This is a genomic window from Nocardioides sp. SYSU D00038, from assembly GCF_016924665.1.
Lineage (GTDB): Bacteria > Actinomycetota > Actinomycetes > Propionibacteriales > Nocardioidaceae > Nocardioides.
This window is the reverse complement of record NZ_JAFFJT010000033.1, coordinates 1-26,401: the sequence shown is the minus strand read 5'-3', so window position 1 is coordinate 26,401 and position 26,401 is coordinate 1. Positions and strand designations below refer to the sequence as shown.

General features: G+C 73.9%; 24 protein-coding genes and 2 tRNA genes. 21 read left to right on the top strand and 5 right to left on the bottom strand.

What is annotated here, in order from left to right:
* The 6 genes from JT721_RS19065 to tig all read left to right on the top strand — a co-directional run bounded on the left by JT721_RS19065 (position 1) and on the right by tig (position 4,330).
* Positions 1 to 510: a ribose-5-phosphate isomerase gene (locus JT721_RS19065; RefSeq protein ID WP_205474983.1), complete on the top strand. Its 510-nt coding sequence runs from the start codon at positions 1 to 3 to the stop codon at positions 508 to 510.
* Positions 503 to 1,351 (top strand): Fpg/Nei family DNA glycosylase, encoded by an 849-nt coding sequence (locus JT721_RS19060; protein WP_205474981.1) that lies wholly within the window; start codon positions 503 to 505, stop codon positions 1,349 to 1,351. Before JT721_RS19065 ends, JT721_RS19060 begins: the two co-directional genes overlap by 8 nt.
* 34 nt (positions 1,352 to 1,385) lie before the next feature.
* Complete coding sequence (locus tag JT721_RS19055; RefSeq protein WP_205474978.1) at positions 1,386 to 2,519, top strand: PP2C family protein-serine/threonine phosphatase; 1,134 nt, start codon at positions 1,386 to 1,388, stop codon at positions 2,517 to 2,519.
* An 82-nt stretch (positions 2,520 to 2,601) separates the two neighbouring features.
* Positions 2,602 to 2,672: transfer RNA gene (locus JT721_RS19050), tRNA-Gly, on the top strand.
* A 36-nt stretch (positions 2,673 to 2,708) separates the two neighbouring features.
* Positions 2,709 to 2,781, top strand: a tRNA-Pro gene (locus JT721_RS19045).
* 139 nt (positions 2,782 to 2,920) lie between these two features.
* Positions 2,921 to 4,330, top strand: coding sequence for a trigger factor (gene tig, locus JT721_RS19040; protein WP_205474976.1), 1,410 nt, complete (start codon positions 2,921 to 2,923; stop codon positions 4,328 to 4,330).
* A 31-nt stretch (positions 4,331 to 4,361) separates the two neighbouring features.
* Here the strand turns inward: tig and JT721_RS19035 are convergent, their stop codons facing one another.
* Positions 4,362 to 5,561, bottom strand: coding sequence for a glycosyltransferase (locus JT721_RS19035; RefSeq protein ID WP_205474973.1), 1,200 nt, complete (start codon positions 5,559 to 5,561; stop codon positions 4,362 to 4,364).
* 122 nt (positions 5,562 to 5,683) lie between these two features.
* Between JT721_RS19035 and JT721_RS19030 the strand changes: the two genes are divergently transcribed.
* The 4 genes from JT721_RS19030 (at position 5,684) to clpX (ending at position 9,782) form a co-directional block, all read left to right on the top strand.
* Positions 5,684 to 6,859, top strand: coding sequence for an alpha/beta hydrolase (locus JT721_RS19030; RefSeq protein ID WP_205474971.1), 1,176 nt, complete (start codon positions 5,684 to 5,686; stop codon positions 6,857 to 6,859).
* A 207-nt stretch (positions 6,860 to 7,066) separates the two neighbouring features.
* Positions 7,067 to 7,717, top strand: coding sequence for an ATP-dependent Clp protease proteolytic subunit (locus JT721_RS19025; protein ID WP_374220896.1), 651 nt, complete (start codon positions 7,067 to 7,069; stop codon positions 7,715 to 7,717).
* A gap of 57 nt (positions 7,718 to 7,774) precedes the next feature.
* Positions 7,775 to 8,386, top strand: a complete 612-nt coding sequence (locus tag JT721_RS19020; RefSeq protein WP_205475042.1) for an ATP-dependent Clp protease proteolytic subunit — start codon at positions 7,775 to 7,777, stop codon at positions 8,384 to 8,386.
* Between the two features lie 112 nt (positions 8,387 to 8,498).
* Positions 8,499 to 9,782, top strand: coding sequence for an ATP-dependent Clp protease ATP-binding subunit ClpX (clpX, locus tag JT721_RS19015; protein WP_205474969.1), 1,284 nt, complete (start codon positions 8,499 to 8,501; stop codon positions 9,780 to 9,782).
* Between the two features lie 399 nt (positions 9,783 to 10,181).
* Here the strand turns inward: clpX and JT721_RS19010 are convergent, their stop codons facing one another.
* A complete protein-coding gene (locus tag JT721_RS19010; protein ID WP_205474966.1) occupies positions 10,182 to 10,355 on the bottom strand; it encodes a hypothetical protein in 174 nt (57 codons plus the stop codon).
* A gap of 150 nt (positions 10,356 to 10,505) precedes the next feature.
* A complete protein-coding gene (valS, locus tag JT721_RS19005) occupies positions 10,506 to 13,121 on the bottom strand; it encodes a valine--tRNA ligase (RefSeq protein WP_205474964.1) in 2,616 nt (871 codons plus the stop codon).
* Between the two features lie 132 nt (positions 13,122 to 13,253).
* Here valS and JT721_RS19000 point away from each other — a divergent pair, with 132 nt between their 5' ends.
* The 7 genes from JT721_RS19000 to JT721_RS18970 are packed head-to-tail and all read left to right on the top strand — an operon-like array spanning position 13,254 to position 20,771.
* Positions 13,254 to 13,697 (top strand): 4'-phosphopantetheinyl transferase superfamily protein, encoded by a 444-nt coding sequence (locus JT721_RS19000; RefSeq protein WP_205474962.1) that lies wholly within the window; start codon positions 13,254 to 13,256, stop codon positions 13,695 to 13,697.
* Positions 13,694 to 13,963: an acyl carrier protein gene (locus JT721_RS18995; RefSeq protein WP_205474960.1), complete on the top strand. Its 270-nt coding sequence runs from the start codon at positions 13,694 to 13,696 to the stop codon at positions 13,961 to 13,963. The genes JT721_RS19000 and JT721_RS18995 overlap by 4 nt, the downstream gene beginning before the upstream one ends.
* A complete protein-coding gene (locus JT721_RS18990) occupies positions 13,960 to 15,144 on the top strand; it encodes an acyl-CoA dehydrogenase family protein (RefSeq protein ID WP_205474958.1) in 1,185 nt (394 codons plus the stop codon). Before JT721_RS18995 ends, JT721_RS18990 begins: the two co-directional genes overlap by 4 nt.
* Entirely contained in the window at positions 15,141 to 16,085 is a 945-nt protein-coding gene (locus tag JT721_RS18985) for an amino acid--[acyl-carrier-protein] ligase (RefSeq protein WP_205474956.1), read from the top strand. The genes JT721_RS18990 and JT721_RS18985 overlap by 4 nt, the downstream gene beginning before the upstream one ends.
* A complete protein-coding gene (locus JT721_RS18980; protein ID WP_205474953.1) occupies positions 16,049 to 17,818 on the top strand; it encodes a hypothetical protein in 1,770 nt (589 codons plus the stop codon). The genes JT721_RS18985 and JT721_RS18980 overlap by 37 nt, the downstream gene beginning before the upstream one ends.
* Positions 17,815 to 18,759 (top strand): DUF1839 family protein, encoded by a 945-nt coding sequence (locus JT721_RS18975; RefSeq protein ID WP_205474951.1) that lies wholly within the window; start codon positions 17,815 to 17,817, stop codon positions 18,757 to 18,759. The genes JT721_RS18980 and JT721_RS18975 overlap by 4 nt, the downstream gene beginning before the upstream one ends.
* A 2-nt stretch (positions 18,760 to 18,761) precedes the next feature.
* Complete coding sequence (locus tag JT721_RS18970; protein WP_205474942.1) at positions 18,762 to 20,771, top strand: hypothetical protein; 2,010 nt, start codon at positions 18,762 to 18,764, stop codon at positions 20,769 to 20,771.
* Here the strand turns inward: JT721_RS18970 and JT721_RS18965 are convergent.
* The gene (locus JT721_RS18965) at positions 20,749 to 21,840 is read right to left on the bottom strand and encodes an NAD(P)-dependent alcohol dehydrogenase (RefSeq protein ID WP_205474940.1); all 1,092 of its coding nucleotides are present in this window, start codon (positions 21,838 to 21,840) and stop codon (positions 20,749 to 20,751) included. The two genes, JT721_RS18970 and JT721_RS18965, sit on opposite strands and share 23 nt — an antisense overlap.
* 169 nt (positions 21,841 to 22,009) lie before the next feature.
* Between JT721_RS18965 and JT721_RS18960 the strand changes: the two genes are divergently transcribed.
* Positions 22,010 to 23,407 carry a folylpolyglutamate synthase/dihydrofolate synthase family protein gene (locus JT721_RS18960; protein WP_205474938.1) on the top strand — a complete coding sequence of 466 codons (1,398 nt, stop codon included), beginning with the start codon at positions 22,010 to 22,012 and terminating at the stop codon, positions 23,405 to 23,407.
* Positions 23,404 to 23,784 (top strand): DUF4233 domain-containing protein, encoded by a 381-nt coding sequence (locus tag JT721_RS18955; RefSeq protein WP_240341093.1) that lies wholly within the window; start codon positions 23,404 to 23,406, stop codon positions 23,782 to 23,784. The genes JT721_RS18960 and JT721_RS18955 overlap by 4 nt, the downstream gene beginning before the upstream one ends.
* A 7-nt stretch (positions 23,785 to 23,791) precedes the next feature.
* Here the strand turns inward: JT721_RS18955 and JT721_RS18950 are convergent, their stop codons facing one another.
* Positions 23,792 to 25,144 (bottom strand): PLP-dependent aminotransferase family protein, encoded by a 1,353-nt coding sequence (locus tag JT721_RS18950; RefSeq protein WP_307828145.1) that lies wholly within the window; start codon positions 25,142 to 25,144, stop codon positions 23,792 to 23,794.
* A gap of 74 nt (positions 25,145 to 25,218) precedes the next feature.
* On the opposite strand from JT721_RS18950, the gene JT721_RS18945 reads away from it, so the two are divergent.
* Positions 25,219 to 25,896, top strand: a complete 678-nt coding sequence (locus tag JT721_RS18945; protein ID WP_205474935.1) for a pyridoxamine 5'-phosphate oxidase family protein — start codon at positions 25,219 to 25,221, stop codon at positions 25,894 to 25,896.
* A gap of 23 nt (positions 25,897 to 25,919) precedes the next feature.
* Positions 25,920 to 26,327, top strand: coding sequence for a nucleoside-diphosphate kinase (gene ndk, locus JT721_RS18940; protein WP_205474933.1), 408 nt, complete (start codon positions 25,920 to 25,922; stop codon positions 26,325 to 26,327).
* Positions 26,328 to 26,401: the final 74 nt, after the last annotated feature.

Here is a 26,401-nt window from a genome sequence, read left to right as displayed (position 1 = left end):
ATGCGCGTGCACCTCGGCTCCGACCACGCCGGACTCGACCTCAAGGACCACTTGGTGGCCTGGCTCGCCGACCACGGCTACGAGCCGGTCGACCACGGCCCGTTCGTCCACGACGCCCTCGACGACTACCCCGTGTTCTGCCTCCGGGCGGCCGAGGGGGTGGCGCGCGACCGGGCCGAGGGCCTCGACAGCCTCGGTGTCGTCGTGGGCGGTTCGGGCAACGGGGAGCAGATGGCGGCCAACAAGGTCGCCGGCATCCGCTGCGCGCTGGTCTGGTCGGAGGAGACCGCCCGGCTGGCCCGTCAGCACAACGACGCGCAGGTGGTCTCGGTCGGCGGCCGGATGCACTCGCTCGACGACATGACCCGGTTCGTCGAGGTCTTCCTGGCCGAGCCGTTCAGCGGCGACGAGCGGCACGTGCGGCGGATCGCGATGATGGGTGACTACGAGCAGACCCGGGAGCTGCCGCCCCTGCCGGCGTCGGCCGCCGGGCGCGGACCCGATGCCTGAGGGGCACACCCTCCACCGGCTGGCCATCGACCTCGCGGACGCCTTCGCCGGTCGCCCGGTGCGCGTCGGCAGCCCGCAGGGCCGGTTCGCCGAGTCGGCGGCGCTGCTCGACGGAGCGGTGCTCGAGGGCGCCGAGGCATGGGGCAAGAACCTGTTCGTCGAGCTCGCCGGCGAGCGGTTCGTCCACGTCCACCTCGGGCTGATCGGCACCTTCGACGTCCACACCGGCTACGACGACCTGCCGCCTCCGGTCGGCCAGGTGCGGCTGCGCCTGGCCGCCGAGCGCGAGGACGGCTGGGCCTTCGCCGACCTGCGCGGCGCGATCGCGTGCGAGCTGATGACCGTCGAGCAGCGCGACGCCCTCGTGGCCCGCTCGGGCCCCGACCCGCTGCGCGACGACGCCGACTGGCGCGACGCCTGGGAGCGGATCCGCCGCAGCCGCAAGCCGGTGGGGGCCCTGCTCATGGACCAGAAGGTGCTCGCGGGCGTCGGCAACGTCTACCGCGCCGAGCTGCTCTTCCGGCACCGGATGCACCCGTTGCGGCCGGGCAGCACGCTGCGCGTCGGCCAGTGGCAGGCGATGTGGGACGACCTGGTGGAGCTGATGCACGAGGGCGTGCGCACCGGTCGGATCGACACCGTGCGACCCGAGCACACCCCGGAGGCGATGGGGCGCGAGCCGCGCCGCGACGACCACGGCGGCGAGGTCTACGTCTACCGACGCACCGGCCAGCCCTGCCTGGTCTGCGGCACCAAGGTGCGCACCGACGTGCTGGAGGGCAGGAACCTGTTCTGGTGCGGCCATTGCCAGCGCACCTTCCGCTCGCGGGCCCTACAGTGAGGGAGCAACCGCCCCCCACGACGTCCGGAGCACGATGACCGTCCAGACGGCCCGGCGCCCCCGGTCGGGTCCTCGCACCGCGCGGCGCACGCCGCCGCGTCGTCGGGTCGCGCGCACCCTGTCGCGACGCGGCTGGACGGTCGCTCACCAGCTCTTCGCGCTGCTGTGCCTGGTCGTCCTGGTGATCGTGCTGCTGGTCTTCCTCGCGCCCGACGTCATGCCGTTCACCAGCCTGATGGTGCCGCTGCTGCTGGCCAGCCTGCTGCTCTCGCCGCGCCAGCTGCCGTGGTTCGTCGGCTACCTCCTGGTGATGCTGGGGCTGACGCTGGTGGCTCAGAAGGGCGACCTCGGCGACATCACCACTCGGTCCTGGGGGGCGGCCGGCATCCAGCTGCTGATGATGGCGATCGTCGTCGTCTTCTCCTGGCGGCGGGCCCGGCTCGGCGTGGCGGGCGCGACCGGCGAGTCGATGTTCGTCGACCTCCGCGACCGGATCCTCAAGCAGGGCGGCATCCCCGCCCTCCCCGACGGGTGGCACGTCGAGTCCGCGCTCCGCTCGGCCGGCGGCACGGCGTTCGCCGGCGACTTCGTGGTCGCCACCAGGCCCGCGCACGACCGGCTGGAGATCGCCCTGGTCGACGTCAGCGGCAAGGGCGAGCAGGCCGGCACCCGGGCGCTGCTGCTGTCCGGCGCCTTCGGCGGCCTGCTGGGCGCGCTGCCGCCGCGCGACTTCCTGCCGGCCGCCAACGACTACCTCCTCCAGCAGGGCTGGGCCGAGGGCTTCGCGACCGCCATCCACATCTCGGTCGACCTCGGCACCGGCGGCTACGAGATCCGCACCGCCGGGCACCCGCCCGCCGCGCTGCGCACCGCCGGCTCCGGCCGCTGGACGGTGCTGCGGTCCGAGGGACCGATCCTCGGCCTGCTCGAGGACGCCGAGTTCGTGCCGGTGACCGGCCGTCTGGGCCGCGGCGACGCGGTCTTCCTCTACACCGACGGCATGGTCGAGGAGCCGCGGCGCGACATCGACCTCGGCATCGACCGGATGCTCGGCGAGGCCGAGCAGGTGCTCCGCGGCACCTTCAGCCGGGGGGCGGCCGCCGCCCTGGTCGACGCGCTGGGCTCGCAGGAGGACGACCGGGCCGTGCTGGTCATCAGCCGCACCTGACCCGTTTGGGGCGGGCAGCCCTGCGTGTGGCACCATGAACACGCCCATTTTCGCGCCCCCGCGGGGGACCGATGCGGGGTGCGCGGATGTAGCTCAATGGTAGAGCCCCAGTCTTCCAAACTGGCTACGCGGGTTCGATTCCCGTCATCCGCTCTCAGGAGCCGTCCGGACCCCCGGGAGGCCTCTTGGCGGGGCGTAGCGTAGTGGCTAGCGCGCCTGCTTTGGGAGCAGGAGATCGCAGGTTCGAGTCCTGTCGCCCCGACGCACGACTCACGGTCCAGGACCGTCCAGCACACCACCCAGCACAGCACCCAGCACAGCACCCAGCACTGCCCAGAACTGCCCAGAACTGCCCAGAACTGCCCGGCACCGCGTCGGGACGAGATGAAGGAGATCCCCCTGTGAAGAGCGCCGTCGAGACCTTGAGCCCGACCCGGGCCAAGCTGACCGTCGAGGTGCCCTTCGAGGAGCTCAAGCCGAGCCTCGACGCGGCGTACAAGCAGATCGCGGAGCAGATCAACGTCCCCGGCTTCCGCCGCGGCAAGGTGCCGCCGGCGGTCATCGACCGCCAGGTCGGCCGCGAGGCCGTCATCGGCCAGGCGATGGACACCATCCTGACCCGCGCCTACTCCGAGGTGCTCCGCGAGAACGACCTCGAGCCGCTCTCGCAGCCCGAGCTCGAGGTGACTCGCGAGATCGAGGGTGACGGCCCGCTGGAGTTCACCGTCGAGGTCGACGTGAAGCCCGAGTTCGAGCTGCCGTCCTACGACGGCCTCGAGGCCCAGGTCGACGACGTCGAGGTCACCGACGCCGACGTCGAGGAGCAGCTGGCCGCGCTGCGCGAGCGGTTCGCGACCCTGTCCGACGTCGAGCGCCCCGCCGCCGACGGCGACTTCGTGGTCCTCGACCTCAAGGCCCTCCAGGACGGCGAGGTCGTCGACGGCGCCGAGGTCACCGGCATGAGCTACAAGGTCGGCCGCGGCGGCATGATCGAGGGCCTCGACGAGGCCCTGGTCGGCATGGCCGCCGGCGACGAGAAGACCTTCCAGTCCGAGCTGGTGGGCGGCGACCTGGTCGGCCAGCCCGTCGACGTCACCGTCAGCATCAGCCAGGTCCAGGAGCAGGAGCTGCCCGACGCCGACGACGAGTTCGCCCAGCTGGCCTCGGAGTTCGACACCATCGAGGAGCTCACCGCCGACGTCCGCGAGCGCCTCGGCCGGGGCAAGCGCCTCGAGCAGGCCGCCGCGGCGCGCGACGCCGTCCTCGAGGTGCTGCTGGAGAAGGTCGAGATCCCGCTGCCCGAGGGCGTCGTCACCGACGAGCTCAACGCCCGGCGCCAGAACGTCGAGCAGCAGCTCGCCTACGCCGGCATCACGATGGAGAAGTACCTCGAGGACGAGGGCCAGACCATCGAGGAGTTCGAGGCCGACCTCGAGCGGCGGGTCCGCGACGCCGTCGCCGCCCAGTTCATCCTCGACGCGGTCGCCAAGAAGGCCGAGCTCGGCGTCGACCAGAACGAGCTCTCCCAGCACCTGGTCCGGCGGGCCCAGCAGTCGGGTCAGGACCCGCAGGAGTTCGCCAACCACATGTTCGAGCACAACCACATCCCCGAGCTGGTGCAGGAGATCCTGCGCGGCAAGGCGCTGGCCACGATCGTGGAGTCGGCCGTGGTCAAGGACGCCTCCGGCAACGTGGTCGAGCTCAAGAACCTGCGCCCCGACGGCAGCATCGGTGAGCCCGAGGACGAGGTGCTCGCTGCGGATGACGCCGACGCTGGCGCCGACGCCGCCGACGGCCCCGACGAGGACTGACCGCAGGGCCGCGGGGCGCCCGGCCTGAGGGTCAGGCGCGCCGGTCGGCCGGCACCGTGCCGGTGTCGGCCCAGTGCCGCAGCACGTCGGCGAACGCCGCCGCGACCAGTGGAGGCGCGACGTCGGCGACCGCGGCCCGGGCGGCCGCCGCGGGCGCCGGCCCCACCAGCCGGTCGGCCGCGCTCCGCAGCGCGCCCAGCAGCCCGGCGGGGTCGGCGTCGTCGTAGACCTCCGCCCACGCGGGATCGGCCCCGGCCGCCTCGCCGCTGGAGCGGGGCAGCACGACGGGCAGGCCGGCGCCCAGCGCGAGGTGCAGCGCGCCGGAGTTGAGGGAGGCGCGGTAGGGCAGCGCCATCACGTCGGCGGCGGCCAGGAACACCTGCAGCTGCGGGTCGGGCACCCGGCCCAGGAAGCCGTGCAGGCTGGGGTGGTCGGCCGCGGCGGCACGCACGGCGTCGGTGGCCTCGCCCGGCACCGGGTCGCCGGCGATGACCAGGTGGACCCGGCCGGATCGCTCCGCGGCGAGGGTCCCGGCGGCCGCGACCAGCTCGGAGGTGCCCTTGTACGGCGCCACCCGGCCCAGCTGGAGGAAGACCACCGCGTCCTCGGGCAGGCCCAGCTCGGCGCGGGCCTGGGCGCGGGAGACGTACTGGGGGTAGACGCCCACGTAGCTGGGGTGCGGCACCCGGAAGGTGTGCTCGGCGGGCAGCTCGGCCAGCGGCGCCATGAGCTCGCGGGTGCGGGGGCTCATCACGTGCACCAGGTCGACCTGCTCGGCGACGCGGCGGTGCAGCTCGGTCTCGAGCTCGGGGAAGCGGGCGTCGTGGGGGAGCACGTTGTGCACGGTCCAGAGCACCGCTGCCCCCTGCTCCCGGAGCTCGGCGAGCCGGGAGAGGAACCGCTCTGATCGGCGGGCCGCCTGCCCGGGGCCCTCGGCAGCCGACATCACGTTGCTCAGCCAGTGCAGGTGCACGAGCATCCGCGGCGCGTCGGGGGGGAGTGCGGCGCGCAGCTCCAGCACCCGTTGCAGGGTGAACGCCGCCAGCGGACGGATGTTGCGTGCCGCGAGGCCGGAGTAGAGCAGCTGCTGGAAGGGATTGGCGCGCAGCACCGGCACCACCGGCAGCAGCAGCGGCGTCGGGTCGGCCGGCAGGTCGAGCGCGGCCAGCTCCGCGACGGCGTCCGGCACGGCGAGCTCCGGGTCGTGGCCGCGGAAGCGGTCGATCAGCACGGGTCGGCCCCTGTCGTCGGGTGGGGGTGGTGGGTCGCCGCTCGCAGGCTAGCCGCCGATCGGTAGGGGCCGTGAGGCGGGTTGAGTGCACAGTCGTTCACTGACGGCGTAGGCTGCGCGCCATGCGCACGACCGCGGCCCCCGGCCCGACGTACCTCGACGCCCTGTCGCTGCTGGCGGAGGTCTCCGAGGAGCTGGTCGTGCGCAGCGCGCGCGACACCCACCTCGCGGTCGCCGACCGGGTGCACGGGCTGGTGCGCCGCGCGACCGGGGGCACGTCCACGCTCCCCGAGGTCGCCCACCGCAGCATCGCCACCGCGGTCTACGCCGGCCTCGGCGCCGGGCTGCGCGCCGCCTCGACCGGCCTCGACCGGGCGGCGGCCACCGGCGCCGGCCCGCGGCTCGAGGACGGGCCGCGCGGGCGGTTCGTGTCCTCGGCGGTCAACGGGCTGATCGGCGACCGGTTGCTGGCGGAGCGGCCGCAGCTGGCGATCCCCATGGCGGTGCGCCTCGACGGCCGTGACGTCGACCTCGAGGCCGAGGCCCTCGCGGCGGCGTTCCCGGCGGCAGGGGAGCGGATCGTGCTGTTCCTGCACGGCCTGTGCGAGAACGAGGACTACTGGAGCCTGCACCGCGACCGCACCGGCACGACGTACGCCGAGGCGCTGGCGGGGCGGGGCTGGACCCCGCTGCTGCTGCGCGCCAACACCGGTCTGCCGCTGCGCGAGAACGGCGCCGCGCTCTCGGCCCTGGTGCAGCGGCTCGTCGACGCCTGGCCCGTGCCGGTGGCCCGGGTCGCGCTGGTGGGCCACTCGCTGGGGGGTCTGGTGGTGCGCGCGGCGTCGGCCGTCGCCACGCCGGCCGAGCGGCCCTGGACCGGCCTGGTCAGCGACGTCGTGACCCTCGGCAGCCCCCACCTGGGCGCGCCGATCGCGTGGGGGATCGGGCACGGCAGCCGGGGGCTGTCGTGGCTGCCGGAGACCGCGGCGTTCGGGCGGGTGCTCGACTGGCGCTCGCGCGGCGTGCACGACCTCGTCGCCGGGCTCGCCGAGGACGTGCCCCCGCTCCCGGGCGCCCGCTACCGCCTCGTCGCGGCCACCCTGACCCGCTCCGCCCGCCACCCCGTGGGCCACGTCGTCGGCGACCTGCTCGTCCGACCCCGCTCCGCGGTGGGTCGCGACCGTCGGGGCCGCACCCTGTTCCCCGACGCCACCCTGCTCCACGTGGGCCGCACCGACCACTTCGGCCTGCTCAACCACCCCCGGGTCCACGACGCCCTCGCCGAGTGGCTCGCCTGACGCCGCCCGTGCCCGCCGTTCTCGAGGCGCCCCGCCGGGATAGTCCCTGACGTTTCCGGGGCCCGCCCGGCGTGTCGACCCCGGAAACGTCCGGGACTACCCGGCCACCGCGGGACCGACGCCCCGCCGTACCGGTGAAATCCGCTGTCCGCGAACAACGGTGGATGAGCCGTGGTTGTGGGGGTCGGGACGGCTAGGGTCGAGCACGTGAACCACAACTCCAGCCACGACTCGCTCGGGCCGCACGAGCACCGGATGGGTGCGGCCGGGCTCAACGTCCTCGACGACCACATCTACCAGCGGCTGCTGCGCGAGCGCATCGTGTTCCTCGGCTCCGAGGTCCGCGACCAGAACGCCAACGCGATCTGCGCCCAGCTGCTCCTGCTCTCGGCCGAGGACCCCGAGGCGGACATCTTCCTCCACATCAACAGCCCCGGTGGCTCCGTCGACGCCGGCATGGCGATCTACGACACCATGAACTACATCCCCAACGACGTGGCGACCGTGGGCATGGGCCTGGCCGCGTCGATGGGCCAGTTCCTGCTCTGCGCCGGCACCCGCGGCAAGCGCTACGCCCTGCCGCACGCGCGGATCATGATGCACCAGCCGTCGTCCGGCATGGGCGGCTCGGCCTCCGACATCAAGATCCAGGCCCAGCAGTCGCTGCACATCAAGAAGGTGCTGCTCGAGCTGATCAGCGAGCACACCGGTCAGTCGGTCGACCAGGTGACCGCCGACGCCGACCGCGACCGCTGGTTCACCGCCCAGGAGGCGCTCGAGTACGGCCTCGTCGACCAGGTCATCAAGAGCGCCCGCGAAGCCGCCGACGACGGCCGGCCGGCCCACCAGAAGGACTGACCCATGAACCACACCCCCGACCAGACCCCCGACCAGACCCCCGACCTCAGCCCGTCGATGAACTACTACATCCCCCAGTGGGAGGAGCGGACGTCCTACGGCTTCCGCCGCATCGACCCCTACGCCAAGCTGTTCGAGGACCGCATCATCTACCTCGGCACGCCGATCTCCGACGACGTCGCCAACGCGGTCATCGCCCAGCTGCTCTGCCTGCAGTCGATGAACCCCGACCAGGACATCAGCATCTACATCAACAGCCCGGGCGGCTCGTTCACGGCGCTGACGGCCATCTACGACACGATGAAGTTCATCAAGCCCGACGTGCAGACCGTGTGCATCGGCCAAGCCGCCTCGGCCGCCGCGATCCTGCTCGCCGCCGGCACCGCCGGCAAGCGGCTGGCGCTGCCCAACAGCCGGATCCTGATCCACCAGCCCTACACCGAGGGCACCTTCGGCCAGACCTCCGACATCGAGATCCAGGCCAACGAGATCCTGCGGATGCGCGAGCTGCTCGAGAAGATGATCAGCGACCACAGCGGTCGCTCCATCGACGACGTCAGCCGCGACATCGAGCGCGACAAGATCCTCACCGCGCAGGGTGCCGTCGAGTACGGCCTCATCGACGCGATCCTCGAGTCGCTCAAGACGCCCGCGCTCTCGGCGTCCTGACCCATCACCGACGTGCGAACTTGTCGGGGCGGGCCCGTGTCCGAGCAGCTGAACCGGCCCGGCACGGGGTACCGTCGTCGGAGTTTCGTCCGCAACGAGGAGGCTGACCACCGTGGCACGCATCGGTGACGGAGGCGACCTGCTGAAGTGTTCCTTCTGCGGGAAGTCGCAGAAGCAGGTCAAGAAGCTCATCGCCGGCCCCGGCGTCTACATCTGCGACGAGTGCATCGACCTCTGCAACGAGATCATCGAGGAGGAGCTCAGCGAGGGCAGCGAGGTCAGCCTCGAGGAGCTGCCCAAGCCCAAGGAGATCTTCGAGTTCCTCAACTCCTACGTCATCGGGCAGGAGCAGGCGAAGAAGTCCCTCGCGGTCGCGGTCTACAACCACTACAAGCGGGTGCAGGCCGGCCTCCAGCCGGTGGCGGGCAAGCACTCCAAGGAAGAGGTCGTCGAGGTCGCCAAGTCCAACATCCTGGTGATCGGACCCACCGGGTGCGGCAAGACCTACCTCGCCCAGACCCTCGCGCGGATGCTCAACGTGCCGTTCGCCATCGCCGACGCCACCGCCCTCACCGAGGCCGGCTACGTCGGTGAGGACGTCGAGAACATCCTGCTCAAGCTGATCCAGGCCGCCGACTACGACGTCAAGAAGGCCGAGACCGGCATCATCTACATCGACGAGATCGACAAGGTGGCCCGCAAGGCCGAGAACCCGTCGATCACCCGTGACGTCTCCGGCGAGGGTGTGCAGCAGGCGCTGCTGAAGATCATCGAGGGCACCACCGCCTCGGTGCCGCCGCAGGGCGGGCGCAAGCACCCGCACCAGGAGTTCATCCAGATCGACACCACGAACATCCTGTTCGTCGTCGGCGGCGCCTTCGCCGGGCTCGAGAACATCATCGAGCAGCGGGTCGGCAAGAAGACCCTGGGCTTCACCGCGGAGGTGCGCGGCAACGCCGAGCGCGACGCCGACGACCTGCTCCAGCTGGTGCGGCCCGAGGACCTCACCAAGTTCGGCCTGATCCCCGAGTTCATCGGCCGCCTCCCGCTGATCGCGAGTGTGACGAAGCTCGACCAGGAGGCCCTGGTCCAGATCCTCACCGAGCCCCGCAACGCTCTGATCAAGCAGTACCAGAAGCTCTTCGAGCTCGACGGCGTCGAGCTGGAGTTCACCGACGACGCCATCGCCGCCATCGCCGACAAGGCGATGGAGCGCAAGACCGGTGCCCGCGGCCTCCGCGCGATCATCGAGGAGGTCCTCCTCCACGTGATGTACGACGTGCCGTCGCGCGGCGACATCGCGAAGGTCGTCATCAGCCGCGAGGTCGTCGACGGCGACGTCGCCCCGACCCTGGTGCCCCGCGAGGCCGAGACGAAGAAGAAGAAGTCGGCCTGACCTGGTTGCTCCGAGGAACGAGGAGCAAGCAGATCGTCTGTGGTCGAGCAAGCGCCCGCGACCGAGGGACGAAGTCGCGACGGCGTGCGTCGAGACCGGGCTCGGGCCGCAGTGGGCCCGAACCGCGCCTTTGCGCTGTTGATGCGGGCTGGTGGGGGACCCGGGCCGCCCAGACGGCGCCTTTGCGCGGTTGGTGCGGCTCCACGGTGGTCCGGGTTGCCCGAACTGCGCCTTTGCGTGGTAGGTGCGAGCTGACCGGTGGTCCGGGGCGCCCGAACGGCGCCTTTGCGTGGTTGGTGCGGCGATGCGATGGGTCCCGGCTGTCCGAACGGCGCCTTTGCGCGGTTGGTGCGGCTACGGGTGCGTCCGCGGCCGTCCGACCGACCGGCACCCAGGACGTCAGTGCCGCGGCGTCCTGCGGCCCCGCGAGCCGACGAGCGCGCCCCCGAAGGCACAGGCCAGGCCGGCCAGCGCCAGCCAGGTGTTGACCCCGTCGCGCACCAGGGCGAGCACCACGAGCGCGACCGCGGCCACGAACAGCACCAGCGCCAGCGGGGTCGACGAGCTCCTCATGGCCCGCCGGTTGCCCGCGCCGGCGTGAGCGATACCGGACGACTTCCTTGACCTCTCGGCCAGAACCTCGACTTCTCGGCCGAAGTTCTGGCCGACCAGTGCGGGTTTCCCCGGTTCACCGGGGAAACCACCACCCCCGGCCAGCCCCGCTCAGCCCTCGGCGACCGGCGCCAGCTCGGCGACGACGGAGATCTCGGAGGCGTCGGTGGGGGTGAAGACCAGGTCGCCGGTGATCCGGCCGGTGCGGCGCAGGTCGGTGGCGGCGCGCTCGGCGGCCTCGACCAGCGCGGCGGGGCCGGAGACCTCGACCCGGGCCAGCTCGGCGCGCATCGAGACCTTGGCCTGCGACTTGGCGCCACGGATGCCGATCAGGGCGGCGGCGACGGCGTCGAGGGTGTCGGCATCACCGCCGGCGGCGGCGCCGAGCTCGTCGACCGTCGGCCACGTGGAGCGGTGGATCGAGCCCTCCTGCCACCACGACCAGACCTCCTCCGTCACGTAGGGGAGGAACGGCGCGAGCAGGCGCAGCTGCACGTGGAGGGCCAGCGCGAGCGCGGTGCGGGCCGACCCGGTGGCCGCGCCGCCGGTCTCGTCGTAGGCGCGCTCCTTGACCAGCTCGAGGTAGTCGTCGCAGAACTCCCAGAAGAACTTCTCCGACACCTCCAGCGCGGTGGTGTAGTCGTAGGCCTCGAACGCCTCGGTGGCCCGCTCGATCACGCCGGCGAGGCGGGCCAGCAGGGCGACGTCGACGGGCTCGGTGACGGCATCGGCCGAGGTGGCGGTCGCGCCCACCCCGCCGAGCACGAACTTGGAGGCGTTGAGCACCTTCATCGCCAGCCGGCGCCCGACCTTCATCTGGGTCTCGTCGAACGGCGAGTCCATGCCCGGCCGGGCCATCGCGGCGCGCCAGCGCACCGCGTCGGTGCCGAACTTGCGCAGGATCTCGTCGGGGACGACGACGTTGCCCTTGGACTTCGACATCTTCTTGCGGTCGGGGTCGACCACGAAGCCGGAGATCGCGGCGTGCGACCACGGCACCACGCCGTTCTCGTGGTGGGCCCGCACGACGGTGGCGAAGAGCCAGGTGCGGATGATCTCGTGGGCCTGCGGGCGCAGGTCCATCGGGAAGGTGCGCTCGAACAGGTCGGGGTCGCGCTCCCAGCCGCACACGATCTGGGGGGTGAGCGAGGAGGTCGCCCAGGTGTCCATGACATCGGGGTCGCCGAGAAACCCGCCCGGCTTGCCGCGCTGGTCCTCGTCGTAGCCCTGCGGCGCCTGGGTCGACGGGTCGACCGGCAGCTCGTCCTCGCGCGCGACCAGCGGGTGGGCGTAGTCGGGCTCGCCCTCGTCGTCGAGCGGGTACCAGACCGGGAACGGGATCCCGAAGAACCGCTGGCGCGAGATCAGCCAGTCGCCGTTGAGGCCGTTGACCCAGTTGTCGTAGCGGTGCCGCATGTGGGCGGGCACCCACTCCACCTCGGCGCCGCGCTCGACCAGCTCGGCCCGCAGGTCGGTGTCGCGGCCGCCGTTGCGGATGTACCACTGGCGGGTGGCGACGATCTCGAGCGGCTTGTCGCCCTTCTCGAAGAAGTTCGCCATCCGGGTGGTCGGGGTGGGGTCACCCAGCAGGTCGCCGGTCTCGCGCAGCATCGTGACCATCTCCTCGCGGGCGGAGAAGATCGTCTTGCCCGCGAGCCGCTCGTACGACGCCGCAGCGTCCGGGGCGGCCAGCCACTCCGGGGTCTCGCGCAGCAGCCGTCCGTCACGTCCGACCACCGTGCGCACCGGCAGCTGCAGCTCGCGCCACCAGGTGACGTCGGTGAGGTCGCCGAAGGTGCAGCACATGACCAGGCCGGAGCCCTTGTCGATCTCGGCGGCTGGGTGGGGCACCACCGGCACCTCGACGCCGAAGACCGGCGAGGTGACCGAGGTGCCGAACAGGCCTGCGTAGCGCTCGTCGTCGGGGTGGGCGATCAGTGCCACCACCGAGGGGATCAGCTCGGGCCGGGTGGTCTCGATGACCACCGGCTCGCCGTCGGGCCGGTGGAAGGAGACCCGGTGGTAGGCGCCGGCGTACTCCCTCGCCTCGAGCTCGGCCTGGGCCACGGCGGTCTGGAAGGTGACGTCCCAGAGGGTCGGCGCCTCCTGCAGGTAGGCCTCGCCGCGGGCGAAGTTGCGCAGGAAGGCGCGCTGCGAGGCGGTCTGCGCCGCGGGCCCGACGGTCGTGTAGGTCTGGCTCCAGTCGACGGAGAGGCCGAGGTGGCGCCAGAGCGCCTCGAACGCCTTCTCGTCCTCCTCGACCAGCCGCTCGCACAGCTCGATGAAGTTGGGCCGGCTGATCGGCAGCTGCCGCTTGGGGTCCGGCTTCTCCGGTGGGGTGAAGTCGGGGTCGTAGGGGAGCGAGGGGTCGCAGCGGACGCCGAAGTAGTTCTGCACCCGGCGCTCGGTCGGCAGGCCGTTGTCGTCCCAGCCCATGGGGTAGAACACCGACTTGCCCTGCATCCGCTGGTAGCGCGCGATCAGGTCGGTGTGGGTGTAGGAGAACACGTGGCCGACGTGGAGGCTGCCGCTGACCGTGGGCGGCGGGGTGTCGATGGAGTAGACGTTCTCGCGCGGCTGGGTCCGGTCGAAGGCGTAGGTGCCCTCCGCCTTCCAGCGCGCGGCCCAGGTCTCCTCCAGACCCTCCAGCGCAGGCTTGTCCGGTACGGCGACCGCACCGGCGGGGCGGGTCGGTTCCGGGGCCGGGGGCTGGGTGTCCTGGGTCATGGTGACGAATCCTAGGCGGGCTCGTTGGGCTTGGTGAAAAGCCCACCGAGGGCCTCCACCCGTGGCTAGCCTCGTGGGTGTCCAGACCGGGGTCCGTGGGGGCCGAGACGACCCGACAAGGAGGCGGTGGCCGTGCACAGCGCTGCGCCCAGCACACCTCCCCGGACCGGTCCCGTCACGGTCCGCACCGGCTGCGACCTCCAGCCGGTCGCGGAGGTCGCCGACGCCGTACGCCGCTTCGGGAGCCGCTACCTCGACCGGGTCTACACCCCCGCCGAGCAGGACGCCTGGCGCACCGGCGGGGCGGCGTCCCTGGCCGCCCGCTGGGCCGCCAAGGAGGCGGTCCTCAAGCTGGTCGGCCGCCCCGACGCCGTCGACCCGCGCAGCGTCGAGGTGGTCCGCGGCCCGCACGGCCGCCCGGGTGTCGTGCTGAGCGGCGCCGCCGCCGAGGCCGCCCGCCGCGCCGGGCTCGGCCCGGTCGACATCAGCCTGAGCCACACCACCGACCTGGCGATGGCGACCGCCGTCGCCGTCAGCCAGCCCACCCGCCCGTCCAGCGAAACCGAGGAACCATGAGCAGCAGCACCGTGACCGCGACGATCCGCACCATCCTGGCGGAGCACGCGCGGCTCGGCACCGACGTCTCCGCGCTGTCGGACACCGACGACCTCTACGCCGCGGGGATGACCAGCCACGCGTCGGTGACGGTGATGCTGGCGTGCGAGGACGAGTGGGACATCGAGTTCCCCCAGCAGATGCTCAAGAAGAGCACCTTCGCCTCCGTGGCGGCGATCGCCGCCGCCCTCGCCGAGCTGGGCGTGGGCGAGCAGGCCAGCGCATGAGCGACGTCGCGGCGCGCGCCGCGCTGGCCGACGTCGTCGCGCTCGGCCGCCGGATCGGCGTCGAGACCGCCGCCGTCCACGCCGCCGACGTCGACGACCGGGCCCGGTTCCCCAAGGAGACCATCGACGCGTTCCGCGCCGAGGGCCTGCTCGGCGCGCTGGTGCCCGCCGAGCTCGGCGGCCTGGGCCACGACCTGCGGCAGGCCGCGGCCGTCGTGCGCGAGGTGGCCCGCTCCTGCGCGAGCTCGGCGATGGTGCTCGCGATGCACCACATCCAGGTGGCCTCGCTGGTGCGGCACGGCTCGACCCCGGCGCTCACGGAGTTCGTCCGGCGGGTAGCGGCCGAGCAGCTGCTGCTCGCCTCGGCCACCACCGAGATCGGCATCGGCGGCAACACCCGCACCTCGTCCTGCCACGTCGAGCGCGTCCCGGGCCCCGACGGCGAGGTCTTCCGGCTCACCAAGCAGGCGCCGGTGATCTCCTACGGCCAGTACGCCGACGCGTTCGTCGCCACCGCGCGTCGGGCGGCGGACAGCCCCGCCAGCGACCAGGTGCTGGTCGTCTGCGAGCAGCACGGCGTCACGCTCACCCCGCTCTCGGGCTGGGACACCCTCGGCTTCCGCGGCACCTGCTCGCTCGGGTTCACCCTCGAGGCCACCGGCCCGGCCGACCTGGTCTGCGCCACGCCGTTCGGCGACATCTCCTCGGCGACCATGCTGCCGACCTCCCACCTGCTGTGGTCGTCGCTGTGGCTCGGCCTGGCCGAGGAGGCGTCGTGGCGCGCCCAGCGGTTCGTGCAGAAGGCGGCCCGCAAGGACCTCACGGCCACCCCGCCCGGCGCGCCGCGGCTGGCGGCGCTGATGATCACCCGCCAGCAGTTCGCCTCGTCGGTCGAGGCGGTGTTGAGCCGCTACCTCGAGATCGCCGACGACCCCGAGGAGACCTCGGCCATCGACTTCATGGTCGCGATCAACGCGCTCAAGGTCTCGGCCTCCACCCTGGTCGTCGACGTCGTCAACCAGGCGATGCTGATCTGCGGCATCCAGGGCTACCGCGAGGACTCCGAGTTCAGCCTGGGCCGGCTGCTGCGCGACGCGCACGGCGCGGCGGTGATGGTCAACAACGACCGGATCGCCGGCAACACCGCCCAGCTCGCCCTGGTGCAGCGGGAGGCCCGGTGACCGGCACGATCGAGGTGCAGACCGAGCGCCACCCGGCGCCGTACGGCTCCCCGGAGGAGCTGCGCGCGGCGCTGCTCGACGCCGGGCTGCTGGTCGCGACCCGCACCGACGGCGTCTACCACCGCTCCGGCGAGTTCGAGGGGGTGCTCCAGGCCGTCGAGCGCTACGCCGCCGACCAGCGCGAGGACGCCACCGCCCCGCGCCGCTGGTTCCCGCCGGTGATGGCGCGCGAGGACTTCCTGCGCACCGACTACCTCCGCTCCTTCCCCGACCTGGTGGGCTCGCTCGACGTGTTCAGCGGCGGCGACAAGGAGCACCGGGCGCTGCTCGCCGAGCTCGAGGACGGCGGCGACTGGACCACCCACCTGACCCCCGCCGAGGTGGTGCTCAGCTCCTCGATCTGCCACAGCCTCTACGGCACCCTCCCCACCGACGTGCCCGCCGCCGGCCTGCTCACCGAGTGCTGCGGCTTCGCCTTCCGCCACGAGCCCAGCCTCGACCCGGCGCGGATGCAGTCGTTCCGGATGTACGAGTTCGTGCTGGTCGGCACCCCCGACCAGGCCGTCGCCCACCGCGACGCCTGGCTGCGGCGGGGCCGCGACTCGTTGGCCGCGCTCGGCCTGCCGGTGCGGGTCGAGGCCGCCAACGACCCGTTCTTCGGCCGGGTCGGCCGGATGCTGGCCGCCAACCAGCTCACCGCGGAGCTCAAGTACGAGGTGGTGCTCGACGTCACCGACGCCAGGCCCACCGCGATCTCCTCGGCCAACTACCACGAGGACCACTTCGGCCTGCCCTTCGGGCTGACCACGCCCGACGGCGGCGTCGCCCACAGCTCCTGCTTCGGCTACGGCCTGGAGCGGATCACCCTCGGGCTGTTCGCCACCCACGGTCTCGCCGTCTCCGCGTGGCCCGACGAGGTGCGGTCGACGCTGTCGTGCTGAACGCCGCCTCCGACGTCGACGGGGCCGTCCACACCCAGGTGTGGTTCGGCCCCGCGGCGCGTCCGCTCGCGGGCTGGGTCTCGGTGCCCGCCGGTGGGCAGGCGCGCGGCGGCGTGGTGCTCTGCCCGCCGATGGGGGAGGAGGGCCGGGCGGTCCACCGCACCTACCGGCGGCTCGCCGAGACCCTCGCCGGGCTGGGGCTGGTGGCGCTGCGCCTCGACTACGACGGCACCGGCGACTCCGCCGGCCGCGGCGACGAACCCGACCGGGTGCCGGCCTGGCTGGGCAGCATCGACGCCGCCCGAGACCACCTGCTCGACCTCGGCGTCCCCACCGTCGCCGCGGTCGGCATGCGGCTCGGCGCGACCCTGGCCGCCCACCGGGCGGCGCACTGGGAGGGCGCCGGCACGGCGTTCGGGTCGCTGGTGCTGTGGGACCCATGCCTGAGCGGGCGCACCTTTCTGCGCGAGGGCCAGGCGCTGCACTCCTTCGGCGACCACCTCGCCGTCCCCGACGACGGCCGCATCCACACCCCCGGCTTCCAGTACGACGCCGGGACCTCGCGCGGCCTGCGACCCGTCGACTTCGCCAGGCTGCCCGAGCGGCCGCTCGCCGACCGGGTGCTGCTGCTCAGCCGCGACGACCGGCCCCGGCCCGAGGCGGTGCTGACCCGCCTCGAGCACGAGGGCGGCCGGCTCGCCACCGACGTCGCCCTCGACCAGGACCGGCTGCTCGACCTGCCGCCCAGCGACTGCCTGGTGCCGGAGCGCGCGCTGGCCCGGGTGGCCGACTGGCTCGCCGCTGGGGTCGCCGACCAGCCACCCGTGCCGGTCAAGGTGCCCGACGGGCCCCGGCCGGCCCTGGTCGGCTCCGGCGGGCCTGGGTCGGCGCCGGTGCGCGAGCGGCTGGTCCGGATCGGCCGGGTCGGCCTGGTCGGCATGGTCACCGAGCCGGTCGGCGACGTCGCCGACGACGAGCCGTGGGTCGTGCTGCTCAACGTGGCCGCCGAGCACTACCTCGGGCCCGGGCGGCAGTGGGTCGAGTGGGCCCGCGCCTGGGCCGGCGGGGGCCGCCGTACGCTCCGGGTCGACCTGAGCGGCATCGGCGACAGTCCGGCCCACCCCGGGCAGACCGAGGACGAGCCGTTCGCGCCCCAGTGGCTCGACGACACCTCCGACCTGGTCGCCGAGCTCTCCGCCGGCGGTGCGCCGGTGGTCTTCGTGGGCCTGTGCTCGGGCGCCTACAGCGCCTTCGAGTCCGCCCTCCACGACCCCGTGGCCGGGGTGCTCGCGATCAACCCCCGGCTCACGCTCTACGGCGCGGCGAAGGGCACCGCGCTGCACACCTCGCGGCGTCGGGCGGCGATCGTGCCGCACCGGCCGCTCGCCCGGCTGGCCGAGCGGCACCGGGTGCTGGCCGGTGGGCTGTGGCGCATCTACCGCCAGCTCGCGGTGTGGCACGCGCCCTACCGCGTGCTGCACCGGCTGGTCCGCCGCCGCGGCACCGCCGTCCGGCTGCTGGCCTGCCGCGAGGACGCGCGGCACTTCCTGGAGGTGCTGGCGTGGCGGCCGGCACTGGCCCGGCTGCGCCGCGACCCGCGCTTCGACCTCGAGGTCGACGACGTCTTCGACCACTCCCTGCTCACCGCCGCCGGCCAGCGGGCCGCCCTCGAGCGCGCCACCGACTTCCTCGACCGGGTGGCCCCGCCGTCGCGCCCCGGGGGGACGCCGTGATCAGCCTGCTGGGGCTCGACCCCGCGACGTACCGGCCGCACCCGCTCCACGACGACGAGCGCACCTACACCGAGACCAACTGCTACGCCGACTGCATGATCGAGCTGGTCGCGGCGTCCGGCTGGGAGCCCGAGGCGATGTTCGCCGGGGCGGTCGAGGTCGACTACGAGCTCGACCAGTGGACGTTCTTCAAGCCCCCGGCCGACGACCTGCGTCGCCTGTACGGCATCGAGACCCACGAGATGCAGCCGTACCGCTCGCTTCCCCACCAGGTCGCGGAGCGGCTCGCCGCCGGGCAGACCCTGCTGCCCGAGCTCGACTCGTGGTGGCTGCCCGACACCGCCGCGACCAGCTACCGCACCGAGCACGTCAAGACCTCGGTGGTCGCGGAGGCCATCGATCTCGACGCCAAGGTGTTCCGCTACTTCCACAACGCCGGCTACCACGAGCTCTCCGGCGAGGACTTCGACGGCGTCTTCGCGGCCGCGACCAGCGCCGCGATGCCGCCGTACGTCGACCTGGTGCGCTTCGACGCCGGTGCGCCGCTGGTGGGGGAGGCCGCCCGCGCGGAGGCGCTGGCGCTGCTGCGCGAGCACCTCGGCCGCCGGTCCCGGGGCAACCCGTTCGAGGCGTTCCGCGCCCGGCTCGAGGCCGACCTGCCCGGCCTGCTCGAGGGCGACCTCGCCGACTACCACGCCTACGCCTTCGCCAACGCCCGGATGGCGGGCGCGTCGTTCGAGCTGCTGGCCAGCCACGTGCGCTGGCTCGCCGGGGGCGACGGCGAGCCCGCGGCGGCGGCGCTCGACGACGTGGTGGGCGGCACCAAGATGCTGCTGTTCCGACTGGCCCGGCGCCGCGCCTTCGACGTGGCCGGGGTCGTGGGACCGATGGCCGAGCGCTGGCAGGCGGCGATCGACCACCTCGACGCCCTGGCCGGCTGACCGTGCGCCGGGTCCTGGCCTTCGACGGCCCCACCACGGGCGCCGACGACGCCGGCCACGAGCAGGTCGCGCGGGTCGACGTCGACGACCCGGCCGGCGCGGCGCTCGAGGTGCACGGCGTCGCCACCTCCTACGACGTGCTGGTCAACGGCGGCGTCGTGCTGACCGGTCGGTCGATGTTCGAGCGCCACGTCGTCGACGTCTCCGGCGCGCTGCGACCGGGCAGCAACGAGGTCGTCGTCCGGGTGCACCCGCTCACCGACCTCCTCGGCGAGCAGCCGCGCCGGCCGCGGGCCCGGTGGCGCACGATGCTCACCGACGAGCCCCGGCTGCGCTGGGTGCGCACGTCGGTGCTCGGCCGGGCGCCCGGCTTCGCGCCCCGCCCGCCCCGGGTGGGGCCGCACCTCCCGGTCGTGCTCGCCACCGGCCCGCGGGTGACCTCGCTGCGGCTGGTGCCGTCGCTGCGCGGCAGCACCGGCGTGCTCGACGTCGAGGTCGAGGCGAACGTGCCGGAGCTGGTAGTCGAGGTCAGCCCAGGGCCGACGCCCGGGTCGGCACCAGGGTCGGCATCGGGGTCGGCGCCGGTGTCGGCGCCGGTCGTGGACGGCCGGGCTCGGCTGGAGCTGCCGGACGTGCGGCGCTGGTGGCCGCACACCCACGGCGAGCCGCACACCTACGCCGTCCGCGTGCTGCACGGCGGCCGGCCGCTGAGCCTGCCCGGCGACCGGGCCGCGGCCGAGCGCCGGGTCGGCTTCCGGACCCTGGCGAACGCCGCGCCGTCGGCGCTGGCGCTGGTGGTCAACGACGTGCCGGTCTTCGTGCGCGGAGCGGTGTGGACCCCCGGCGACCTCGCGGCGCTCGACGAGGCGGTCGCGCTCGGGCTCAACCTGGTGCGGGTGAGCGGGATCTCGGCCTACGAGAGCGATGCCTTCCACGCCCGCTGCGACGAGTTGGGGCTGCTGGTCTGGCAGGACCTGATGTTCACGACCTTCGACTACCCGCTGGCCGACGAGGGGTTCGCCGCGACGGTGCGCGCCGAGGCCGCCGACCAGTGCGGGCGCCTGGTCGGGCACCCCTCGACCGCGGTGGTGTGCGGCTCGGCCGAGCACGAGCAGCAGGCGGCGCTGTTCGGCGTCCGCCCCGACACCGGCGCCGCCGCGGAGCTGGCGGCGCTGACCCGGCCGGTGGTGGCCGCGAGCGGCCTCGACGCGGTCTGGGTCGACTCCTCGCCGAGCGGGGGAGACCTGCCGGTGCGGGTCGACACCGGGGTGGCGCAGTACTTCGGCGTCGGCGCCTACCGGCGCGACCTGCCCGACGCGCGGCACTCCGGCGTCCGGTTCGCCGCGGAGTGCCTGGCCTTCGCCTCGCTGCCCGACCCGCTGCCGCCGGGCGGCGAGGACGTGGGCGTGCCGCGCGACTCCGGCGCCGACTGGGACTTCGCCGACGTCCGCGAGCACTACGCCCGCCGGCGCTACGGGCCGGACGCCACGCTCGAGCAGCGGCAGCGGGTGACCGGCGAGGTCATGGCCGACGTGCTGGGCGAGTGGCGGCGGCCGGCGTCGCCGTGCGCCGGCGGCATCGTGCTGTGGCTGCGCGACCTCGAGCCGGGGGCGGGCTGGGGCCTGCTCGACCACACCGGCCGACCCAAGCCGGCCGCGCTGGCCCTGGCGCCGGTGCTGCAGCCGACCGCGGTCTGGCTGGTCGACGAGGGCCTCAACGGCGTCGACGTCCACGTCGCCAACGACCGCCCGGAGGCGGTGGTCGCCACCCTGGCCGTCGAGCTGCTGCGCGCCGACGGCAGCGCCGCCGACTCGGCGAGCGAGGCGGTCGTCGTACCTCCGCACGGGCACCTGCGGCGCACCGTCGACACGATGCTGGGCCGGTGGGCCGACTCGGCCTACGCCTACCGGTTCGGGTCGCCCCAGCACGCCGCGGTGCGGGCCACCCTGACCGGCGCCGACGGCACGGTGCGCGAGGCGACCTGGCGGGTCACCACACCAGCACGGGCTTGAGCACCCGGCCGGCCGCGGCGTCGGCGATCGCCCGCTCCAGCTCGGTGAACGGGTAGGTCGTCACCAGGCCGTCGAGGTCGAACTCGCCGCGCTCGCGCATCGCCAGCAGCCGCGGCACCATCTCCTGCGGGTCGGAGTCGCCCTCGATCGACGAGGTGACGGTCTTGCCGTTCTGGAGCAGGTCGATGGCGTCGAGCTGGTACTCCTCCGCGCCGAGCCCGAGCGCGACCAGGGTGCCGCGCACGGCGAGCGCCTGCTGGGCCTGCTTGACCACCGCGGGGATCGCGGTCGCGTCGATCGCGTACGTCGCGCCGCCGCCGGTGAGCTCCTTGACCCGCTCGACGACGGTGTCGGCCTCGCGTCCGTCGACCGCCACCGCGCCGTACGCCTCGGCGAGCGCCAGGCGCTCGGGCAGCACGTCGACGGCGACGACCGTGCCGGTGCCGCTGGCGGAGGCCGCGGCGATCGCGGCGAGGCCGACGGCGCCACAGCCGAAGACGGCGAGCGAGTCGGCGGCGGTGGGGCGGAGCACGTTGAGCACGGTGCCGGCGCCGGTCTGGAACCCGCAGCCGTAGGGCGCGAGCAGGGTGAGGTCGAGCGAGGGGTCGACCACCACGCAGTTGTCGGCGTAGGCGATCGCGTGGCGGGCGAAGCTGGACTGGCCGAAGAAGGAGCCGAAGACCGGGCCGGACGCTCTCGACATGGTGGTCGAGCCGTCCATCCGCATGCCCATGTAGTTGAGCAGCAGCGTCGACTCGCAGTAGCCGACCAGCCCCGCGGTGCACCGCGAGCAGGTGCGGCACGACCGGAAGCTCAGCACCACGTGGTCGCCCACCGCGACGCCGTCCACGTCGGGTCCGACCGCCTCGACCACGCCGGCCCCCTCGTGCCCGAACACGTTGGGGAACATCTCCGCCGGCAGGAAGCCGCGCATGGTGATGTCGGTGTGGCAGACGCCGGTGGCCACGATCCGCACCAGCACCTCGTCGGCCCGCGGCCCGTCGAGCTCGACCTCCTCGAAGGTGAACGGCCCGTCCGGCTCGTTGACGACGGCGACGGTGGTCCTCACGGGTTCCGCTCCATGGCCGGAGACTAGAACGTGTTCCACCTCGGGGTCGATAGTCCGTGACGTTTCGGCCCCTCCCGGGGCCCGATCGGGGCCCGAACGTCACGGACTACCGCGGGGTCGGGCGGCTGGCGGGTCGGCCGGCAGGGGCCGGCCCTAGACTCGGGGGGCGATGACCGAGACCCCCGACGCCCGACCGGCCGAGACCTTCGAGGAGGTCGAGGACGCCTTGCTGTCGCGGTGGCCCGAGACCAGGCTGGAGCCGTCGCTCGACCGGATCCGGGCCTTCACCGAGCTGCTCGGCGACCCGCAGCGGGCGTTCCGGGTCATCCACCTCACGGGCACCAACGGCAAGACCTCGACGTCCCGGATGGTCGACGCGCTGCTGCGCGGCCTGGGCCTGCGCACCGGCCGCTTCACCAGCCCCCACGTCGAGCGGATGTCGGAGCGGATCTCGGTCGACGGCGAACCGCTGGACGACGAGGAGTTCGTGCGCGCCTTCAACGAGGTCGCCGCCTACACCCACCTCGTCGACGAGTCCGAGGCGCACCCGCTGTCGTTCTTCGAGACCGTGGTCGGCATGGCCTACGCCAAGTTCGCCGAGGCGCCGGTCGACGTGGCGGTGGTCGAGGTCGGCATGGGCGGGTCGTGGGACGCCACCAACGTCGCCGACGCCGACGTCGCCGTGGTGCTGCCGGTCGCGGTCGACCACGCCCGCTACCTCGGCGACAGCCCGGCCGCCATCGCGGTGGAGAAGTCCGGGATTATCAAGCCCGGCTCGGTCGCCGTCGTCGCCCTCCAGGAGCCCGACGTCGCGGAGGTGGTGCTCGGCCACGCGGCCGAGGTCGGCGCGAGCGTGGTCCGCGAGGGCGTCGACTTCGGGGTGGTCTCGCGGGTGCCGGCCGTCGGCGGGCAGGTGCTCTCGCTGCAGGGACTCCGGGCGCGCTACGACGACGTGTTCCTGCCGCTCTACGGCGCCCACCAGGCCCAGAACGCCGCCGTCGCGCTCGCCGCGGTCGAGTCGTTCGTCGGCGACCAGCCGCTCGACGCCGAGGCCGTCGCCGCGGCGTTCGCCGAGGTGACCTCGCCGGCCCGGCTCGAGATCATCCGGCGCAGCCCGACGATCGTGCTCGACGCCGCCCACAACCCCGCCGGCGCCCAGGCCACCGCGGCCGCGCTCGAGGACTCCTTCACCTTCGACCCGCTCATCGGCGTGGTCGGCCTGATGGGCGACAAGGATGCCGAGGGACTGCTGCAGGCCCTCGAGCCCCACCTCGCCCACGTCGTGTGCACCCAGGCCGCCACCGACCGCGCGATGCCGGCGGCGCGGCTGGCCGAGGTCGCCACCGAGGTCTTCGGCACCGACCGGGTCACGGTCGCGCCGCGGCTCGCCGACGCCATCGACCAGGCGGCCGCGCTCGCCGAGGCGGGGGAGGGGCTCGGCTCCTCGATCGGCGCCGGCGCCGTGCTCGTCACCGGGTCGGTCGTCACCGCTGGCGAGGCCCGGGCCATGCTCAGGCCGCGCGAGCGCGCGGGCCGGGGCGGGCCCGGCGCGGGCGGACCGCGATGAGCGAGCGCGAACGGTCGCCGCGGCGCGGGATGTGCGCCGCCGTGCTCTCGCTCGAGGCGATCACGCTCGGACTGACGACACCGGTGATGATCGCGGTCGCCGACGTACGGACCGGGGTGGCGCTCGGCACCGGCCTGGGGTTGGCCCTGGTCTGCCTGCTGCTCGCCGGGATGCTGCGCCGCGAGTGGGCCTACGCCGCGGGCTGGGCCGTGCAGGTCGCAGCGGTGGGCCTGGGGTTCGTGATCGGCCTGATGTTCGTGCTCGGCGCGATCTTCGCGCTGCTGTGGGGCACCGCCTACTTCCTGGGGCGCCGGATCGAGCGCGAGCGGGCCGCGGCGTACGCCGCGTTCGACGCACAGCAGACCCCGCCGGCCTAGCCGCGACCTAGCCGCGACCCGACCCCTCCAGCGCGCCCACCATCGCGGTGAGCACCCGGTCGAGCTGGTCGTCCGTGCAGCCGCCGAAGCCGAGGATCAGCCCGTGGCGCACGACGCTGCGGCAGTAGTCGGCCAGCAGCGGCACCTCGAACCCGGCCCGGCGGGCGGCGGTGGAGGCGGTCGCGGTGTCCTCGGGCGACATCTCCAGGGTCGCGTACATGCCCGCCACCGGGCCGTGCACCCGCCCCCACGGGCCGAGGGCGTCGGCCACCAGGCCCGCCCGCTCGGCGTAGACCCGCCGGGCCGAGCGCACCACGCGGTCGACGTAGCCGTCGCGCAGCAGCACCACGAAGGCACGCTGCACCGGCCAGGCCGCGGCGTCGTGGGTGAGCCACCGCGCCTCGTCGATGCGGGCCTGCAGGGCGGGCGGCGCCACCAGCCAGCCCAGCCGCATCGTCGGGTCGACGGTCTTGCTGGCCGTGCCGAGGTAGGCGACCCGGTCGCGGTCGAGGCTGGCCAGCGCCGGCACCGGCGCGACGTCGTAGCGGAACTCGGAGTCGTAGTCGTCCTCGACCACCAGCGCCCCCGCCGCGGTCGCGGCGGCCAGCAGCGACTGCCGGGCCGCGCCGGGCATCGTCGGGCCGAGCGGGTGCTGGTGGGCCGGGGTGACGTACGCCGCCGCCAGGCCGGCCAGGTCGGTGACCGGCTGCAGCGCCGGGAGGTCGACGACGGTGCGGCCGGCGGCGCGCACGGTGCCGGCGGCCGCGCGGTAGCCGGGGTCCTCGAGCCCCACCGGACCCGGCGGCAGCGCCCCGAGCACGTGGCGCAGCCCGTCGGTGGTGCCGGCGGTGACCAGCACGTCGTCGGCCGAGACGTCGAGGCCCCGCGAGCGGCCCAGCCGGGCGGCGAGCTCCTCGCGGAGCTCGGGCAGGCCGCGGGGGTCGGTGTAGCTGCGGGGCGGCCGGGCGGCGGAGACCTCGCGCCAGGCCCGGCGCCACAGGGCGTCGTGGCGCGGGTCGATCCAGGGCGAGCCGGCGTCGAACCGGAACAGGGGTGGCCCCCCGGCCGGACGCCGGCCGGGCCGCCGGCCGCGGGTGGCGCTGACCGCGGCGGCGGCGACGAAGGTGCCCGACCCGTGCCGACCCTCCAGCCACCCCTCGGCGACGAGCTGGGCGTAGGCCTGCTCGGTCACGGACCGGGCCACCCCGAGCTCGGCGGCCAGGGCCCGGCTGCTCGGCAGCCGCTCGCCGACCTGGAGCCCGCCGGCGGTCACCCGGGCGCGGACGTGGTCGGCGAGCTGGGTGCCGAGCGGTCGCGGGTCGCGCCGGTCGAGCGTCAGGGCGAGGGCCTGGTCGAGCACCACCGGAAGTGTCCTGTCCATCTAGCCGCGGATTGGCCCTCAATCACAGGCCACTTGACGACCAGACTAGTGCCATGACCACCGCTGCGCCGCTGTCGCCCACCCCGCGCACCACCCTCAACCGCGGCCGCCACCGCGGCGTCGACGACCGCGAGCGGCTGCACGCCCTGCTGGCCGACGGGCTGGTCGCCCACCTCGGCATCACGGTGGGCGACCACCCGTTGGTGCTGCCCACGGCGTACGCCGTCGACCTCGACGGCCCCGACGAGGGCGGCAGCCTCTACGTGCACGGCTCGGTGGCGGCCGGCTGGCTGCGCCGGGCCCCGGGGGCCACCGTCTGCGTGAGCATCACCGAGCTCGACGGCCTGGTGGCCGGGCGGTCGTCGTTCCACCACTCGATGAACTACCGCTCCGCCGTGGTGATCGGACCCGCGCGGCTGGTGACCGACGAGGCCGAGCGGGTGCACGCCCTCGACCTCATCGTCGACCACATGGTGCCCGGCCGGTCGGCGACGCTGCGGCCCAGCACCCGCAAGGAGCTGGCGGCCACCGCCGTGCTGGCCGTGCCGCTGGTCGAGGCCTCGATGAAGCAGCGCGACGGCGACCCGGTCGACGACCCCGAGGACATCGAGGCCGGCGTGTGGGGAGGCACCATCCCGGTGCGCCGGGTGGCGCTGCCGCCGGTCAGCGGCGCCGACTCCCACGACCGGGTGCCCGAGGACGTCAGGCGCCGGGCCGCGCAGCTGGCCTGAGGGCGCTCGATAGGGTGCGGGCCATGACCCAGCGCACCCTGGTCCTGATCAAGCCCGACGCGGTCCGCCGCGGCCTGGTGGGGGAGGTGCTCTCCCGCTACGAGGCCAAGGGCCTGACGATCGTCGCGCTCAAGCAGCGGGCGGTCGACGCGGCGCTGGCCGACCAGCACTACGCCGAGCACGTCGACCGCGACTTCTACCCGCCGCTGCGAGCGTTCGTCACCAGCGGCCCCATGGTCGCGCTGGTGCTCGAGGGCGACGAGGCGATCGAGGTGGTCCGCGCCCTCAACGGCGCCACCGACGGCCGCAAGGCCGCCCCCGGCACCATCCGCGGCGACCTCTCCCTCTCCAACCGCGAGAACCTCGTGCACGGCTCCGACTCCGAGGAGTCCGCCGCCCGCGAGATCGCCCTCTGGTTCCCCGGCCTCTGACCCAGCTACGCCGAGTCGTGGGGGTTGGGCGGATGGAGAGTCGCGCCGACGCGGCGGGAGGGGGGGGGGGGGGG

Coding starts and splice junctions, on each gene's coding strand:
- JT721_RS18945 (WP_205474935.1), top strand. CDS start 25,219: ATGACCACCGCTGCGCCGCTGTCGCCCACCCCGCGCACCACCCTCAAC.
- ndk (WP_205474933.1), top strand. CDS start 25,920: ATGACCCAGCGCACCCTGGTCCTGATCAAGCCCGACGCGGTCCGCCGC.
- JT721_RS18960 (WP_205474938.1), top strand. CDS start 22,010: ATGACCGAGACCCCCGACGCCCGACCGGCCGAGACCTTCGAGGAGGTC.
- JT721_RS18990 (WP_205474958.1), top strand. CDS start 13,960: ATGAGCGACGTCGCGGCGCGCGCCGCGCTGGCCGACGTCGTCGCGCTC.
- valS (WP_205474964.1), bottom strand. CDS start 13,121: ATGACCCAGGACACCCAGCCCCCGGCCCCGGAACCGACCCGCCCCGCC.
- JT721_RS19020 (WP_205475042.1), top strand. CDS start 7,775: ATGAACTACTACATCCCCCAGTGGGAGGAGCGGACGTCCTACGGCTTC.
- JT721_RS19065 (WP_205474983.1), top strand. CDS start 1: ATGCGCGTGCACCTCGGCTCCGACCACGCCGGACTCGACCTCAAGGAC.
- JT721_RS18955 (WP_240341093.1), top strand. CDS start 23,404: ATGAGCGAGCGCGAACGGTCGCCGCGGCGCGGGATGTGCGCCGCCGTG.
- JT721_RS19060 (WP_205474981.1), top strand. CDS start 503: ATGCCTGAGGGGCACACCCTCCACCGGCTGGCCATCGACCTCGCGGAC.
- JT721_RS19030 (WP_205474971.1), top strand. CDS start 5,684: ATGCGCACGACCGCGGCCCCCGGCCCGACGTACCTCGACGCCCTGTCG.
- JT721_RS18995 (WP_205474960.1), top strand. CDS start 13,694: ATGAGCAGCAGCACCGTGACCGCGACGATCCGCACCATCCTGGCGGAG.
- JT721_RS19055 (WP_205474978.1), top strand. CDS start 1,386: ATGACCGTCCAGACGGCCCGGCGCCCCCGGTCGGGTCCTCGCACCGCG.
- JT721_RS19010 (WP_205474966.1), bottom strand. CDS start 10,355: ATGAGGAGCTCGTCGACCCCGCTGGCGCTGGTGCTGTTCGTGGCCGCG.